Origin of the sequence: Chitinophaga sp. 22620 (assembly GCF_052044405.1) — a bacterium.
Classification (GTDB): domain Bacteria; phylum Bacteroidota; class Bacteroidia; order Chitinophagales; family Chitinophagaceae; genus Chitinophaga.
The window spans coordinates 455621-470755 of the sequence record NZ_JBQEMV010000001.1 but is presented as its reverse complement, the minus strand read 5'-3'; the positions used below and the strand labels follow the sequence as shown (position 1 = coordinate 470755).

The 15135-nt window shown below is 52.0% G+C and carries 14 protein-coding genes; 8 read left to right on the top strand and 6 right to left on the bottom strand.

The window, feature by feature from the left end; all coding sequences use genetic code 11:
* Positions 1 to 39: 39 nt before the first annotated feature.
* From ACTJIK_RS01985 to ACTJIK_RS01970, 4 genes are all read left to right on the top strand, one after another.
* Positions 40 to 1440: a redoxin domain-containing protein gene (locus ACTJIK_RS01985; protein WP_440644590.1), complete on the top strand. Its 1401-nt coding sequence runs from the start codon at positions 40 to 42 to the stop codon at positions 1438 to 1440.
* Between the two features lie 100 nt (positions 1441 to 1540).
* The gene (locus ACTJIK_RS01980) at positions 1541 to 2239 is read left to right on the top strand and encodes a porin family protein (protein WP_440644589.1); all 699 of its coding nucleotides are present in this window, start codon (positions 1541 to 1543) and stop codon (positions 2237 to 2239) included.
* An 80-nt stretch (positions 2240 to 2319) separates the two neighbouring features.
* Positions 2320 to 2943, top strand: coding sequence for a porin family protein (locus ACTJIK_RS01975; RefSeq protein ID WP_440644588.1), 624 nt, complete (start codon positions 2320 to 2322; stop codon positions 2941 to 2943).
* A 336-nt stretch (positions 2944 to 3279) separates the two neighbouring features.
* Positions 3280 to 3993, top strand: coding sequence for a porin family protein (locus ACTJIK_RS01970; protein WP_440644587.1), 714 nt, complete (start codon positions 3280 to 3282; stop codon positions 3991 to 3993).
* A gap of 205 nt (positions 3994 to 4198) precedes the next feature.
* Here the strand turns inward: ACTJIK_RS01970 and metF are convergent, their stop codons facing one another.
* Complete coding sequence (gene metF, locus ACTJIK_RS01965) at positions 4199 to 5152, bottom strand: methylenetetrahydrofolate reductase [NAD(P)H] (protein ID WP_440644586.1); 954 nt, start codon at positions 5150 to 5152, stop codon at positions 4199 to 4201.
* 146 nt (positions 5153 to 5298) lie between these two features.
* Between metF and lptB the strand changes: the two genes are divergently transcribed.
* The 4 genes from lptB (at position 5299) to ACTJIK_RS01945 (ending at position 9565) form a co-directional block, all read left to right on the top strand.
* A complete protein-coding gene (lptB, locus tag ACTJIK_RS01960) occupies positions 5299 to 6060 on the top strand; it encodes an LPS export ABC transporter ATP-binding protein (RefSeq protein ID WP_440644585.1) in 762 nt (253 codons plus the stop codon).
* A 29-nt stretch (positions 6061 to 6089) separates the two neighbouring features.
* Positions 6090 to 7625 carry a GH3 auxin-responsive promoter family protein gene (locus tag ACTJIK_RS01955; protein WP_440644584.1) on the top strand — a complete coding sequence of 512 codons (1536 nt, stop codon included), beginning with the start codon at positions 6090 to 6092 and terminating at the stop codon, positions 7623 to 7625.
* Between the two features lie 50 nt (positions 7626 to 7675).
* Positions 7676 to 8425 carry a 3-oxoacyl-[acyl-carrier-protein] reductase gene (gene fabG / locus ACTJIK_RS01950; RefSeq protein WP_440644583.1) on the top strand — a complete coding sequence of 250 codons (750 nt, stop codon included), beginning with the start codon at positions 7676 to 7678 and terminating at the stop codon, positions 8423 to 8425.
* 90 nt (positions 8426 to 8515) lie between these two features.
* Positions 8516 to 9565: a nucleoid-associated protein gene (locus tag ACTJIK_RS01945; RefSeq protein ID WP_440644582.1), complete on the top strand. Its 1050-nt coding sequence runs from the start codon at positions 8516 to 8518 to the stop codon at positions 9563 to 9565.
* Positions 9566 to 9567: 2 nt separating this feature from the next.
* On the opposite strand, the gene ACTJIK_RS01940 is transcribed toward ACTJIK_RS01945, so the two are convergent.
* The 5 genes from ACTJIK_RS01940 to ACTJIK_RS01920 form a co-directional block, all read right to left on the bottom strand.
* Complete coding sequence (locus ACTJIK_RS01940; protein ID WP_440644581.1) at positions 9568 to 11028, bottom strand: rhomboid family intramembrane serine protease; 1461 nt, start codon at positions 11026 to 11028, stop codon at positions 9568 to 9570.
* Positions 11029 to 11093: 65 nt separating this feature from the next.
* On the bottom strand, positions 11094 to 12593 hold the full coding sequence (gene ricT, locus ACTJIK_RS01935; RefSeq protein ID WP_440644580.1) for a regulatory iron-sulfur-containing complex subunit RicT: 1500 nt from the start codon (positions 12591 to 12593) through the stop codon (positions 11094 to 11096).
* A gap of 255 nt (positions 12594 to 12848) precedes the next feature.
* Positions 12849 to 13985: a DNA polymerase III subunit gene (locus tag ACTJIK_RS01930; RefSeq protein WP_440644579.1), complete on the bottom strand. Its 1137-nt coding sequence runs from the start codon at positions 13983 to 13985 to the stop codon at positions 12849 to 12851.
* A gap of 21 nt (positions 13986 to 14006) precedes the next feature.
* Positions 14007 to 14534, bottom strand: a complete 528-nt coding sequence (locus ACTJIK_RS01925) for a hypothetical protein (protein ID WP_440644578.1) — start codon at positions 14532 to 14534, stop codon at positions 14007 to 14009.
* Between the two features lie 5 nt (positions 14535 to 14539).
* Entirely contained in the window at positions 14540 to 15064 is a 525-nt protein-coding gene (locus tag ACTJIK_RS01920) for a glutathione peroxidase (protein WP_440644577.1), read from the bottom strand.
* Between the last annotated feature and the right edge of the window lie 71 nt (positions 15065 to 15135).

Sequence of the window (15135 nt, the reverse complement as noted above, 5' to 3'; positions counted from 1 at the left end):
TGCAAAGGTAGGACGGTTTTAGTTACTTTTATTGCACCTATGCAAAAACTGCTATATCTTCTTATTTGCTGCCTTGGCGGCGCTTCGGCCCTGCACGGACAGGGTTATAATATCGCTGTACAATTGAAAGGATACAAGGCCGGAACCGTCTATCTCGGTCATTATATGGGGAAAACCACCTATGTGATGGATTCCGCGCAGATCGGCCCTGACGGCACTGCCGTGCTGAAAGGCGGGGAAACGCAGCCAGGGGGCATTTACCTGATCGTGTTACCCGGCAAACAACGTTATTTCGAGATACTGCTGGATAAAACGCAGAGCTTTTCCATCGTGGCGGACACGGCGAACCTGGTCACCGGCACCGAATTCAAAAATTCGCCGGACAATACCATGTTCAGCAATTACAACAAATTCATAGCGCAGAACTCCGCCGAAATACAGCAGAAGCTGGCCGCGGCCCGTACCGCGGAAGATTCCGCCAAAGTGCGGCCCCTTATGGATTCGTTCGGCAAACAATTGCAGGATTACCGGGGCCGCGTGGTAACGGAGCACCCGCAGTCGCTGCTGGCCAGTATTTTCAAGGCCATGCGCGAGCCGGCCATACCGCCAATGCCTAAAAAGGCGGACGGTTCGCTCGATTCAACCTACCCTTACCGCGTTTATAAAAGCAATTACTGGAAAGAAGTGAACCTGGCGGACGGCAGGCTGGCCCGCACGCCCGTGCTGGAAACCCGCCTGGACCGGTATTTCAACCAGCTCGTTCCCCCCGTTCCGGATTCTGTGATCCTGGAAGCGGACGCGGTTATCGCGAAAACAAAAAAAGATAAAGAGAGTTTCAAATTTGTGCTGTGGTGGATCACGCGAAATTATGAAAGCTCCTCCATTATGGGCATGGACGCCGTGTTCGTGCACCTCGTGGAAAAATATTATATGAAAGGGGACGCTTACTGGCTGAGCGAAGAACAGAAGAACAAGATCATCGAGCGGGCGGTGACCATTGCGCCCAACCTGATCGGACAACAGGCGGCGCCGCTGGTGCTCCAGGACACTGCCGCCAAACGCGCATCCCTGTACGACATTAAATCCAAATACACCGTTGTCGTGTTCTGGGACCCCACCTGCGGCCATTGTATAACGGAAGTGCCTAAACTGGATTCCGCCTTCAACGCCAGCTGGAAGAAAAAAGGCGTAGCCATGTACGGCGTGAGAACAGATGGCACGAAGGACGAATGGACGAAATTTATCCGGGAAAAACACCTCAAAGGATGGATACACGCCTGGGATCCGGAGTATAAAAGCAACTACCGTAAGTTCTATGATGTGTATGCTACACCGGTAGTGTACCTGCTGGATGAGCATAAAAAAATACTGGCCAAACGTCTTGGCGTCACACAGTTAGATGAATTCCTGCAACGTGCGCTAAGCGGCAGTAACCTATAACAGCTGTTTGCAAGCAATTCATTTTCAGCTTGATAGGAATAGCAATTTCTCCTTTGGCACAGTCTTTGGATTTATACCGTCATCACCAAAACCTTAGGTTATGACGAAAAAGATTGTTCTCTCATGTATGGCTATCGGTTTATCGGTAGCGGCGATGGCGCAGGTTAGAGTAGGTGTAAAAGGCGGTTGGAACATCGCTAATGTTACCAACACCAACAGCGGCGGCACAGACAACAGCCGGGCGCTGAATTCTTTCCATGTAGGCGCTATCGCGGATTTCCCGCTTTCTGAAATAATCTCCCTCCAGCCGGGTGTGTTCTACACCGGCAAGGGTACAAAAGTTGAAAGCGGCGAGCCTGGAGATGTGGCTTATTTCAAATCCACCACCAATCCCCAGTACATCGAAATTCCAGTAAACTTTGTTGGTAAGATCCCCGTAGGGCAGAATACGAAGCTTTTCCTCGGTGTGGGTCCGTATGCGGCATTCGGGGTAGCGGGTAAGAACAAATATGAGTCCACTGTAGCAGGTGTGCATAGCAACGGCGAATCCAACATCAAGTGGGACGACGACACCCCCCTGAATTCAGGCGACCCCAACCAGGGTTATGACAAGTACAAAAGATTCGACTATGGCGGTAACCTCCTGGCCGGCGCCGAATTCGGCAACTTCCTGGTATCCGCGCAGTACGGCATGGGCTTCGGTAAGATCTATTCCGGGTCGGACGACAGCCGCTCCGACAAGAGTAAGAACCGTGTATGGAGCTTCTCCGTTGGTTATCTTTTTGGCGGCACCAGGTAAACAATTTTGCCAAAAGAGAGTTTTTTATAGGAACACCATTTCATCCTGACATATAAATTTCAAAAACACAAAAGCAAAACATGAAAAAAGCACTCTTATCCGTTGCAGCCATGCTGATAGCCGGCGCTACATTTGCCCAGACCAAATTCGGGATTGTGGCAGGCCCTAGCTTTTCGAGCTACACTTACAAAGTAAACGGGGATAAGGAGACCAGCGACCTGCTGGTAGGGTTCAGAGCCGGCCTTACGGCGGACCTCCAGCTGGCAGATGAATTTTACATCCAGCCCAGCCTGTTGTATACAGGTAAAGGCGGAAAACAGGAAGTGCTGGGATTTGACACGAAAACCCGTATCAACTACCTTGAGCTGCCGATCAACTTCATGTACAAACCTGAAGTAGGCAACGGTAACCTGTTCATTGGCCTCGGCCCCTACCTTGCCGTTGGTTTAAGCGGTAAAGGCGAAACCGTGGTAGGCAACTCCGTGGTGGAAAACGACATCGAGTTCGGTGACGAAAACGGTGAAATGAAAAGGTTTGACGCCGGCGCGAACTTCCAGGTAGGGTATGAATTACCCATGGGCCTGAACTTCGGCCTGTTCACAGACCTTGGCCTACTCAACCTCCGCGGCAACGGGGACAGCGATAACTCTTACAGGAATACCGCATTTGGTATTACTGTCGGTTACAAATTCGGCGGACAATAATCCGCATTTTCATCGCAACTATTCAATAGGCCGGCGGGTTATGCATAAAGGTTTACTTTTATGCATTTCCTGCCGGTTTTTTTATGCCCGTTATGAACAATGACGGGCGCTTCAGCGTTATTTTCTCGCCAATGATCCTGAATTACCGACAGTTCAACGTTATTTTTTGATGATTCCTGCCCAATTCACTTTCAGCAAGTTGTGAAATCGAGAAAGTTTGCTGTATGTTTACGCCGCATTTATATTAGCTGTGAGAGACCTGTCTGTGCGAGCGCATAATATACCCCGTTACTTTCTCCTATAGCTTCAAGGCGATCCCTATTAAAAACCGATTTCATGAGAACTATCGCGCTGTTGCTGGCGATGCTTGTTAGCTGTATAACACCCGCATCTTCCCAGGTCAGTTTGGGTATCCGTACGGGGTACAACTCATCCAACATGCATATTACCGGGGAAGCCCCTGGCATCTTTTCTGTTTCCGGCGGCTCTATGGAGGCTTACCATGGCTGGCACCTGGAACTTTTCCTGGACGTGCCGTTAACGCCGGGCCTGTACCTCCAGCCAGCCTTCCGGTATATCACCAAAGGTACAGGGCTGAAAGAAACGCCGGATCCCAAAGCGGAGCTTTCGGGAATATTCATCCCGCATGGAAACCGCCTCCGGTTAAATTACCTCGAATTCCCCCTGAACATCGTGTATAAATACCCGTTAGGGAAAGGAAGGATCACTGCGGGAGCAGGCCTCTATATCGCGTACGGGCTGAATGGCAGGTATTCTTATAATATCATGCAGGATGGGCGCACCATATCCAGGAATTCGAAGGACGTGCAGTTTACCCGCAAAAACAACGATAACCTGGCCGTGCTGCGGATGCACCCCTGGGATGCAGGCGCGAACTTCTCCATAGGCTACGAATTTTTCAGCTGCCTGATGCTGGGCGCGAATTATAGCCTGGGCCTTACCGATATCGACCGGCAGGAGCTTACTTCCAGCAAGAACCGCTACGTAGGCATAAGCCTGGGTTTTCTTTTCAGCAGGGAAGATTACTGATAACATTATAAAAAATGGAAAGCGGGACTGTTCTGAAACAGTCCCGCTTTTTTTTGCCTGCTGATAGGGGTAAGTGAATTTACCCGCGTCATAATATCAGCAATACATCACCAATAAGTTCTAAACAAAGGTGTGACAGTTATAGGGAAATTATACCATTGCGTGTCAACGCAATGGTTTTTTTATTTGCCGGAAGGCAGTACCGTTAAATGATGGCGGATACTACCTGCTGGATCACATGCGGTTTACCCAGGGTGTAATAATGAAGTACGGGAGAGCCCGCGGCCTTCAGTTCTTTCGACTGCTGGAGGAGCCATTCCGTGCCTACAACTTCCACTTCCTTATCCGTTTTGCATTTTTGCACTTCCGTAGCCAGGTCTTCCGGCATATCCACATGGAAAGTACGGGGCAGTACCATCAGCTGCTTGCGGGTAGTGAGCGGTTTCAGGCCGGGGATAATGGGTACATTGATCCCGTTTTCGCGGCATTTGGCTACAAAGTCAAAGAATTTTTTATTGTCGAAGAACATCTGGGTCACGATGTAATCGGCGCCGGCTTCCACTTTCTTTTTGAGGTAAGCCATATCCGTCTGCAGGTTGGGCGCCTCGAAATGTTTTTCGGGGTAGCCGGCCACGCCGATGCAGAATTTGGTTTTGATGCCGCCCATCAGGTCGTCTTCCAGGTAGATGCCGTTGTTCATGGCGGTTACCTGCTGGAGCAGCTCTAACGCATAGCGGTGACCGTTGGGATGGGCTTCGAAGAAGGTTTCGTTCTTCGGCGCATCGCCGCGGAGCACCAGCACGTTGTCTATCCCCAGGAAATTGAGGTCGATCAGTGCATTTTCCGTTTCTTCCTTGCTAAACCCGCCACAGATAAGGTGAGGCACGGCATCGATCTGGTAGTGGTTCATGATGGCCGCGCAAATACCCACGGTACCGGGGCGCTTGCGGATCTCCACTTTGTCGAACGAGCCGTCTGCACGTTTCTTGAACATATGCTCACTGCGATGGTAGGTCACATTGATATACGAGGGTTTGAACTCCATGAGCGGGTCAAGGTGGTCGTAAATGGATTCAATGCTTTTACCTTTAAGGGGCGGCAGAATCTCGAAGGAAATTAATGTTCCCTTGGCTTGCGCAATATGTTCCGTAACTTTCATATATGGAGTTATCTTTAAAAACCTCGCAAAAATAATATATCCCCTACTATTTATCTAATAGCAAATAAATGGTTAAAATATTCCATCTGACCGGGTGAAAACCTTGTCCATTCGCCGATTTTATTATTTTTGCTCAGATTCAACTTATGGCATTAAGAATACATACGCAGCAACTGGTTAAGCGTTACCGGGCCAGGACCGTGGTAAACCACGTGTCGGTGGAGGTTACGCAGGGTGAGATCGTGGGCCTCCTGGGGCCCAATGGGGCGGGTAAGACCACCACGTTCTACATGGTGGTGGGCCTCATAAAGCCCGATGAAGGGGAGGTTTTCCTCAATGATCTGAATATTACCAAGCTGCCGATGTACAAACGGGCGCAGATGGGGATAGGTTACCTGCCGCAGGAAGCCAGCGTGTTCAGGAAGCTGAGCGTGGAAGACAATATCGCTGCCGTGTTGGAAATGACGAAGCTGAAAAAGGCCGAACAAAAGGAAAAGCTGGAAACGCTGCTTAGCGAATTCCGCCTGCAGCATGTGCGCAAAAGCCCGGGAGACGTGCTCAGCGGGGGCGAGCGCCGCAGAACGGAAATAGCCCGCGCCTTGGCGGTAGACCCCAAGTTCATCCTCCTGGATGAGCCCTTTGCCGGCATCGACCCCATTGCCGTGGAAGATATCCAGGGCATCGTGGCCAAACTCAAATACCGGAATATCGGCATCCTCATTACGGACCACAACGTACAGGAGACCCTCTCCATTACAGACAGGGCGTATTTATTGTTTGAAGGCAAAATACTCAAGGCCGGCACCGCGGAAGAACTGGCAGAAGACGAACAGGTTAGAAAAGTGTATCTTGGCCAGAATTTCGTACTTCGCAGGAAAGATTACCTGGACGAAGCAGCAAAACAATAATCACTATCAAACCCTAGTTAAAACCTGGTATGAAGATTTTAAGTCCAGCGCTGTCACAACTAGCCAGATTACGGATGGGGCGCATAGAGCACTTCATGCAATACCCGCTGCAGGTACAGCAGCAGGTGTTCCAGAACCTGCTCAGCGCGGCCCAGTACACCGAATTCGGCAAACAGTACGGCTTTTCCAATATTTTTAAAATAGACGAATTCAAGCAAAGGGTCCCCGTTCACAACTACGAATCCATTAAACCCTATATCCAGCGCGTGATGGAAGGGGAGCAGAACGTGCTCTGGAACACGCCCATCAAATGGTTCGCCAAAAGCAGCGGCACCACGGCAGACAAAAGCAAGTTCATCCCCGTTTCCGTTGAAAGCCTCGACGAATGCCACTACCGCGCGGGCCGCGACGTTTTTTCCCTTTATTACAACAACTTCCCTGATTCAGATGTGCTTACCGGCAAATCGCTGGTGATCGGCGGCAGCCACCAGGTGAATAAATTATCCGCAGAAAGCGACAGCTATTTCGGCGATCTGAGCGCCGTGATGCTGCAAAACATGCCTTTTTACGGCAACCTCGTGCGCACGCCGGACCTTTCCATCGCCCTGATGGACGAGTGGGAGGAAAAGATCGAACGCATGGCGCAGGCGGTGATACACGAGAACGTTACTTCCATAGCCGGTGTTCCCACCTGGACCATCGTGCTCATCAAACGCATATTTGAACTCACCGGCACCGACAACCTGGCGGACGTTTGGCCCAACCTGGAAGTGTACATGCACGGCGGGGTAAGCTTTACGCCTTACCGCGAACAGTTCAAACGCCTGATCCGCAAGCCGGGCATGAATTACCTGGAGTCTTACAACGCATCCGAAGGTTTCTTCGCCGCGCAGGACGTGATCGGCGAAGATGGATTGCTGCTGTTCCTCAACCACGGCATCTTCTACGAATTCATGCCGATGGAAGAATATGGTAAAGAATTTCCGCGTACGCTGCAATTGCATGAAGTGGAGGCCGGGAAGAACTATGCCCTTATCATCAGCACCAACGGCGGCCTCTGGCGCTACCTCGTGGGCGATACCATCCAGTTCGTATCCATGGCGCCTTACCGCATACGCGTGAGCGGGAGAACCAAGTCGTTTATCAACGCGTTCGGCGAAGAGCTGATCGTGGATAATACAGACAATGCCATTGCCAAAGCCTGCGAAGCCACCGGGGCGATCGTCAACGATTATACCGCGGCGCCGATCTACTTCAGCGAAAGCGGCAACGGCGGCCACGAATGGCTGATCGAGTTTGAGCAGGCGCCGGCGGACCTGGGGCAGTTCGTAACCGTGCTGGATACTACGCTCAAGGCCATCAACTCCGACTACGAAGCCAAGCGCCATAAGGACATCGCTTTGTGCCGCCCCACCATTCATGTAATGGCGCAGGGCACATTTACCGAATGGCTGAAAAGCAAAGGCAAACTGGGCGGCCAGCATAAAGTTCCGCGCCTCAACAACGAAAGAAATGTACTGGAGGAGATCCTCCGGTTTGTTGGAAAACACCAGGCGGAGGGATAATTTCCATTACCTTCGTCCATCATACTAAAGCTAAAACCTATCAGTCAAAAATGAAATTACTTAACAACAAAGTAGCCATCGTAACGGGAGCAAGCCGCGGGATCGGGGAGGCTATTGCACTGAAATTTGCAGAAGAAGGGGCCAATGTTGCTTTTACCTATGTAAGTTCAGATGAAAAAGCAAAAGCACTGGAAGCCAGGCTCGCGGAAAAAGGCGTGAAAGCAAAAGCCTATAAAAGCAACGCAGGCGTATTTGAAGAATGCGAAGCGCTGGTGAACGATGTGGTGAAAGAGTTTGGTACAGTAGACATTTGCGTGAACAACGCCGGTATTTCGAAAGACAATCTCCTGCTTCGCATGAGCCCCGAACAATGGGACGAAGTGATGGACGTGAACCTGAAAAGCGTATACAATATGACCAAGCTGGTGATGCGCCCGATGATGAAAGCCAAAAGCGGCAGCATCATCAATATGAGCTCCATCATCGGAATGAAAGGCAACGCGGGCCAAAGCAGCTACGCAGCGTCCAAAGCCGGCATCATCGGTTTTTCCAAATCCATTGCCCAGGAAATAGGCAGCCGCAACATCCGTGTGAACGCTGTGGCACCGGGTTTCGTGGAAACGGACATGACCCATTACCTGAAAGACGGGGAAGGCGCGAAAGCGTACCTGGACAAAATTCCCCTGGGCAAATTCGGCTCGCCGGAAGACATTGCCAATGTATGCCTCTTCCTCGCGTCCGAAATGTCCGCTTACGTAACCGGCCAGGTGCTGAGCGTTTGCGGAGGGTTGAATACCTAGATCATTATTTCATTTTATAAAAAGAAGAAGGCTGCCCGGTTCAAAGGCAGCCTTCTTCTTGTCCTGCAATTCCCCTAATTTGCAGCCCGTATGATTCACGTATCAGATATCAAAGACCTGGAAAGGCTTACGATCCATAAGGTGGGGAACGCCTCCAACGAAGACCCGCTGGTGCTCTCGCAGCAGCCGCTGGAACTGAAGGATGAAACCATCGGCAACCTGCTGCTGAGCTATTTCATCCAGCCATTTACCAACAATGCCGAGTATTTCAGGTTCACCCACGATGCAGACCTCCATCTGAACGAGGTTTTCAAGTATTGCAGCCTCATTTTCGAAGATCATGAAAGCTTCCAGGAACAATCCGTCAACATCGCCAAACATCTCTATAAAGTGTCTACCCACCCCAAGATCAAAGGCGGGGAGCTGTACATCGTCCATTTTTCCAAATGCCAGGTAGACGGCGAAGAAGTGGAAGCCGTCGGCATTTTCAAGTCGGAGAACCGGGACACCTACCTCAAAGTGTATCTTTCCGACGAGAACTACGAGCTAAATTACGACGACGGTATTAATATCAACAAGCTGGACAAAGGCTGCCTGGTGTTCAACATCGGGCAGGAAGAAGGGTACAAGGTGAGCATTGTGGACAGCAACAGCAAGAACGAGGCCGTGTACTGGAAAGATGCGTTCCTGCAGGTGGAAAGGAAGGCAGACAGCTATCACCAGACAGAAACGATGGTGACGCTCTGCCAGCAGTTCATCCAGCAGAAGCTGCCCGAAGAGTTTGAAATGAACCGGGTGGACCAGATCGAGCTGCTCAAAAAATCCGCGACCTATTTCAAGGAAAAAGAACAGTTCCAGATGGATGAATTTGCGGAAGAAGTGCTCGGCCACCCCGACGCGGTGGACGCTTTCCGCAACTACCGCGAGCATTTCCGTGACGAACACCGGCTGGATGTACCCGATGAATTCGATATCTCCAATCCCGCTGTAAAAAAGCAGCAAAAGTTCTTCAAGAGCATTCTCAAGCTGGACAAGAACTTCCACGTATACATCCATGGCAACCGCGAAATGATCGAGCGGGGCTACGATGAAGAGCGGAATATGAACTACTACAAGCTCTATTTCCAGGACGAAAAATAAGGTCAGTAATTGAGCTGCCGGTGCATTTCTTCCAGCTCATGCACGGCTTTGATGATCTGTGCGTCGTATTTGTTGCGGCCTTCGTGGAGCGTGCGGTAGTTCCAGGTGAAGATCTGCCTGCGGGTGCTGTAGAGCCTGCGCAGCAGCTTATTCTGCCGCTTTGAATCAAAGCTCAGCGATAGGCTGTCTATTTCGTCCATAATGCGGAGGTTCTCATCCATGTAATAAATAGCGTAGTTCTTCAGCCAGTTCATTTTTTCCTCATCATTCCGGGCGTGGTATACGCCGGAAGCCAGGATGTAATTCTCGTCCAGCCGGGCGCGTTTGGCCATATAATCATTCACATCGCGGGGCAGCAGCAGGTACACTGCCGCAATAACGGCCAGCACCAGTGTGGCCGCCAATACCGTGCTGCGTACGATGACGTTGCGGGCGGCGTTCTTTTGCAGGCCGGGGTAGAGCAGCTGGGCCAGCAGCATGCCCGAGAGCAGGCCGCCGATATGAGAGGCATGGTCGAAGTTGGTGGAGAGGAAAATGGTGGAAAGGCTCATCACGATATACAGACCGATGCTGGTGAGCAGCGCTTTTCTTTCGCCCGGTTCCAGGAAGCGGTGCAGCGAAAGGGTAAGTATGAAGCCGAAAAGCCCGAACACTGCGCCGGAAGCGCCGAGCGTGGGCGTGATGTCGTACCACCAGAGGCTGGTAAGGCTGGCCATGATGCCGCATAAAAGATACACGAGCAAAAAACGCCAGCGGCCCAGCAAGGGCTCCAGGTATATGCCGGATACCATGATGCCGTACATGTTAAAGAACAGGTGCAGCACATCCGCATGCAGGAAACCGGATGTGAGCAGCCGCCAGGGCTCCCCGAAAAGCGTAAGCGGTTTGAAGCTGGCGCCTGCCTGTTCCAGCACCTGCAGGTCCGGCGCCCAGCCGCTGCTGGCGGGGAACAGCCATTTGTTGGTAAGCAGCAGGAAAATAAATACGTTCAGCACGATCAGTATCGGGGTGATGTAATATCCTTTCACCGGCCTGAACACCTGCATAAAACCGGCTACCACCTGCCTGCTGCGGGTGAGGTGGATGGCTTCGCCCTCCGGCCGGATGCGTTGCTGCCTTTCCGTGTAAATTTCTTCCAGAGTTTCAGCGCTTGTTTCCGCTGCAATTGCAGCAACCGCTTTCAGCAACCGTTTGATGTTCTGCCTGTTCCTTCCGAAATCGAGCACCTGTACGCCGGTGGAAACGCTGAACAGGCCGATCTCTTCAGCCGCAAAGCGGATGCTGACCTGTTCGTTCCAGGAACGAAGGCTGAAATTCGTGAAGGCGGTGATGCTGTTGGGCGTTACTTCGCTGACCTGCCAGTCCATTTTTTCCACGGCCAGCCAGAAAATGGTAAGCTGCTCCGCTGAGCTGCGGTTTTCAAGGGAGTAGGTGGTGCCGTATCGGGGAGGAAATCCGATCATGATGGGTAATAAAACGTAGAGACGCTGCAAAGAGCGCCTCTACTATATACGGAACAATAACTGTTTTATTGTTTGTTATCCGGTTGTTTATTGTCCGGTTTCCGCGGGGGGCGGTTCCGGTTCTGGTTACGCTGACCTCCGCCGCCCTGCTGCTGCGGCTTTGGGCCGCCTTCACGGGGTTCGCGGGGCTTCTGCTCGCCGCCCTGTGGACGAGGCGCTCCCGGCTGTCCGCCTTCGCGTGGTTCGCGGGGCTTTTGTTCGCCGCGGGGCGGGCGCTGTTCACCCCTCTCATTGCGGGGCTTTTGATCGCCTCGCGGTTCGCCGCCTCTCTGGTCACCTCGTGGTTCACGAGGCTGAGCGCCTTCGCGGGGCTTTTGTTCGCCCCGTTCGTTGCGCGGTTTCTGTTCGCCGCGGGGTTTTTGTTCCTGCCTCGGGGGGCGGTCGCCCTGCGGGCGCTGTTCCTTCTGAGGCCGGCCCTGCTGGGCACCGCCAGCCTGTGCGGGCTGCTGCTGGCCGCCACCACCTTTGGGCCTGTCTTTCTGGTGTTGCTCCTTATGTTTCTCTTTGGATTTCTGTTTGCGTTTCTGCGAAGCTTTTTCCAGGGAGCGGAGGCTGATCTGGCCCACTACGTCGGCAAAGCCGAGATCCACGTCCTTATTAGGTTTGGAGGTAACTACCTCAACGGCTTTCAGTTCTTCCGGCTTAACGCCCTGCCTGTTCAGCTGGCGTATTTCCTTCACGCGGGTGATGGTCAGCGGGTATTGTTTATTGCTGTTGTCGTAGGAATACCACATGAGGTTCTTGAAAATGTCGCGTTTTTGCAAGGTAGCATTGCCGCTGGCAGTTTCGATCAGGTCGCAGTCGTCCGGGAAATCTTTAAGGGCGTCCAGGTAAGTATCCAGCTCGTAGTTGAGGCAGCATTTCAGGCGGCCGCACTGGCCGGAAAGCTTGGCCTGGTTGATAGAGAGGTTCTGGTAACGCGCCGCGGTGGTGTTCACCGATTTAAAATCCGTAAGCCAGGTAGAGCAGCAAAGCTCCCGGCCGCAACTGCCGATACCGCCTACTTTCCCGGCTTCCTGGCGGGCGCCTATCTGGCGCATTTCCACCTTCACCCTGAATTCGGAGGCATATATCTTGATCAGTTCACGGAAATCCACGCGGTCGTCAGCCGTGTAAAAGAAGGTCGCCTTACGGCCGTCTGCCTGGATCTCCACTTCTGCGAGCTTCATTTCCAGGCCTATGCTCCGGGCAATTGCCCGGGCTTTGATAAGCGCTTCGGTTTCGCGTTTTTTGTTTTCAGACATGCGGTTCATGTCTTCCGCAGAGGCACGGCGCAGCAGCTTTTTCACCTCGGGGGTATCTTCCACCCGGCGTTTTTTCATCTGCAGCTTTACCAGTTCCCCGGTAAGGTTCACCATACCCACGTCAAAACCGCTGACCCCTTCAACCGCCACCATTTCGCCCTTTTCGAAAAGCTGTTTGGTGGAATTCCTGAAGAAATCTTTGCGACTACCGTTATTAAAACTTACTTCTATGATGTCAAATGGTGCTAAACTATCAGTCAAGGGAATATTGGACAGCCAGTCGAAAACATTCAACCTGTTACAGCCTCCGCTGCTGCAACCTCCATTACTCTTGCATCCCGCCGGCTTCCCATCTGCACCCGTACCACATCCGGCACAAGCCATATTATTTTGGTTTATTATTTTAAAAAATACTTATCCCTGCGTCCGCAGGTCACTAAAAGTACATATTTACTTTCAGATTCACAAAGACGTACAGGGAATTAAGGGTCAAAGGTACGGCAAATTGTTGACAGCCTATACCGGCAGCGCCCGGCCCTTAAAAATGTACTGAAGCCTGATGGACAGCGCGTGGAAGAGTATTTTGCCATTGGCATTGCGCTCAATATGATAGTAAGCATTGTCCAGCTCCTCCGTGATCTGCTCCATCTGGCCCAGGTTGGCCAGCTTTCTCAGCTTCTCCGCAAAGTCCACCTCCTCGTCTGAAAAAGCCAGGTGACTGCGGTCCATATACTGCACGCGCAGGCTGTGCTCCAGCACATTGATGAAATACCGGAGGAACTGCTTCTGGTTTTCCCGGCCCATTTTGGCGCTGGCAATATGCTCCACCCAATCCTGCAATCCCTGCCGGTTTTGCATGAAAATGCAGTTCAGCCAGTTCCGCAACAATTCATGGTAATCGTTTTCGGCGTGTTGCAGCAGTTGCAATGCTTCCCGGTAATTACCGGAAGCAATGGTGGCGATCTGCCGGGCACGGGGCTCGGGGGCCTGATTGCGGGCCACCAGGGCATTCACCACCTCCTGCTTGGAAAGCGGGTTGATCTTCACGAGCTGCGTGCGCGAGAGAATGGTGGCCAGTATCTGCTCCTGGTTCTCAGCCACGAGTATAAAAATGGTATTGGCCGGCGGCTCCTCGATCAGCTTCAGCAGGCGGTTGCCCTCGTTGCCCAGGTATTCAGGCATCCACATGAACAGGATCTTATAGTCGCTTTCGAAACTTTTCAGGTTCAGCTTGCGGATAATGTCGGAACATTCGTGCGCCGTGATATTGCCCTGCTTGTTTTCCGCACCGATGAACTGCAGCCAGTCGTAAGCATTGCCGTACGGCTGCCCGGCGATGAATTCCCGCCATTCGGTAATGTAATCCGTGCTGACGGGCTTGTCGCCCGGTTTGCGGGGAATGACGGGGTAGGAAAAATGAATATCCGGGTGAATGTATTGTGCGGCTTTTTTACAGGCGGAACACTGGCCGCATGCATCCTGCAGCTGCCGGTTCTCACACACGATGTATTGCGCAAATGCCAGCCCTACGGGCAATCCGCCCGCGCCTTCCGGCGCCAGCAGTATCATGGCATGACTGAGGCGGTTCTGTTCCACGGCATGCAGCAATTGATCCCGCGCTGCCTGCTGCCCTATGATATCAGAGAAAAACATGGCCGTAAAAATACTGCTTTATTATTGGATGGACCGAAAACAGACTTTGCTGAAACTGCCCTGCATTTCCATGGCCGGGTTCAGGGTTTCCACATGGTAAGTACCGGAAACCGTGCGGCTGGCGGCGTTTATTTCCGTGATGGTAATGGAAGAGCTGTCTGTAGTGAGGAACTGGTATTCCTTTCCTGTTTTGAAGCCCAGTATCACTTTACCGGGAGAGGCGCTGGCCTGGCGGAGGGAGAAAACGAAAGTGCCGGAAGGGAGACTGTCGCTCTTCAGTCCGTCTGCAGTGAAGCCCGCGGCGGCAAGGTTCAGCAGCACCCGCACGCTGTCTTTATAATAGGCTTCCACGGCCAGCAGCTTCAGGTTCTGGCTGCGCAACATGTTGGCGCTAAGTAATTTAAGGGATCTGGCATCCCCGCTGCCGGAGAGGCTGAAGGCCGCGTTTTCGCAGTTCAGCAGCTCGTTGGGATCGTAGCTGGAACAGGCGGTAAACAATAAGGCAGCGCAGCCGGTGGCCGTGAGGAATTTCAGCAGATGTTTGTGCATATCGGTCAGTGTTTTTCTATCGCCTCGATCACTTCCGGTGAAGACGGCAGGGTGCGGGGCTTGAAAACGGCCACCAGCTCACCTTTCTCGTTCAGCAGGTACTTTTGGAAATTCCAGGTCACTTCTTCCGGAGAGAATTGTTTGGCCTTGCTTTCGGCTATCAGCCACTGGTACAGGGGATGGATGTCTGACCCTTTCACGGAAACCTTGGCGGCCATAGGGAAAGTAACGGCGTATTCTTTGCTGCAGAACGCCTTAATTTCTTCATTGGAGCCCGGTTCCTGCCCGCCGAAGTTATTGGCGGGGAAACCCACGATCACCAGCTTGCCCTTGTATTTTTTATACAGCTTTTCGAGTTCAGCGTATTGCGGGGTGTTGCCGCACATGGATGCTGTATTTACGATCAGGATCTTCTTTCCTTTGTATTTGGAGAAATCTATCTTTCCTCCTTCCAGCGCATCAACTTTGAAGTCGTATACGTTACCGAAGGCGAAGGAGAAAAAAAGGGAGAGTAGTGCTAATTTGAACATGATCTGGCCTTTTTGGAGTGTGCAGTTAGATAATGATTACGAGGTATAAAGATAGTTATCCTGGCGGAAAT

Excerpts from the sequence above, each read along its gene's own strand:
- ACTJIK_RS01940 (WP_440644581.1), bottom strand. The coding sequence starts at position 11,028 with ATGATCGGATTTCCTCCCCGATACGGCACCACCTACTCCCTTGAAAAC.
- ACTJIK_RS01920 (WP_440644577.1), bottom strand. The coding sequence starts at position 15,064 with ATGTTCAAATTAGCACTACTCTCCCTTTTTTTCTCCTTCGCCTTCGGT.
- ACTJIK_RS01980 (WP_440644589.1), top strand. The coding sequence starts at position 1,541 with ATGACGAAAAAGATTGTTCTCTCATGTATGGCTATCGGTTTATCGGTA.
- lptB (WP_440644585.1), top strand. The coding sequence starts at position 5,299 with ATGGCATTAAGAATACATACGCAGCAACTGGTTAAGCGTTACCGGGCC.
- metF (WP_440644586.1), bottom strand. The coding sequence starts at position 5,152 with ATGAAAGTTACGGAACATATTGCGCAAGCCAAGGGAACATTAATTTCC.
- fabG (WP_440644583.1), top strand. The coding sequence starts at position 7,676 with ATGAAATTACTTAACAACAAAGTAGCCATCGTAACGGGAGCAAGCCGC.
- ACTJIK_RS01925 (WP_440644578.1), bottom strand. The coding sequence starts at position 14,534 with ATGCACAAACATCTGCTGAAATTCCTCACGGCCACCGGCTGCGCTGCC.
- ACTJIK_RS01955 (WP_440644584.1), top strand. The coding sequence starts at position 6,090 with ATGAAGATTTTAAGTCCAGCGCTGTCACAACTAGCCAGATTACGGATG.
- ACTJIK_RS01985 (WP_440644590.1), top strand. The coding sequence starts at position 40 with ATGCAAAAACTGCTATATCTTCTTATTTGCTGCCTTGGCGGCGCTTCG.
- ACTJIK_RS01945 (WP_440644582.1), top strand. The coding sequence starts at position 8,516 with ATGATTCACGTATCAGATATCAAAGACCTGGAAAGGCTTACGATCCAT.
- ACTJIK_RS01930 (WP_440644579.1), bottom strand. The coding sequence starts at position 13,985 with ATGTTTTTCTCTGATATCATAGGGCAGCAGGCAGCGCGGGATCAATTG.
- ACTJIK_RS01970 (WP_440644587.1), top strand. The coding sequence starts at position 3,280 with ATGAGAACTATCGCGCTGTTGCTGGCGATGCTTGTTAGCTGTATAACA.
- ACTJIK_RS01975 (WP_440644588.1), top strand. The coding sequence starts at position 2,320 with ATGAAAAAAGCACTCTTATCCGTTGCAGCCATGCTGATAGCCGGCGCT.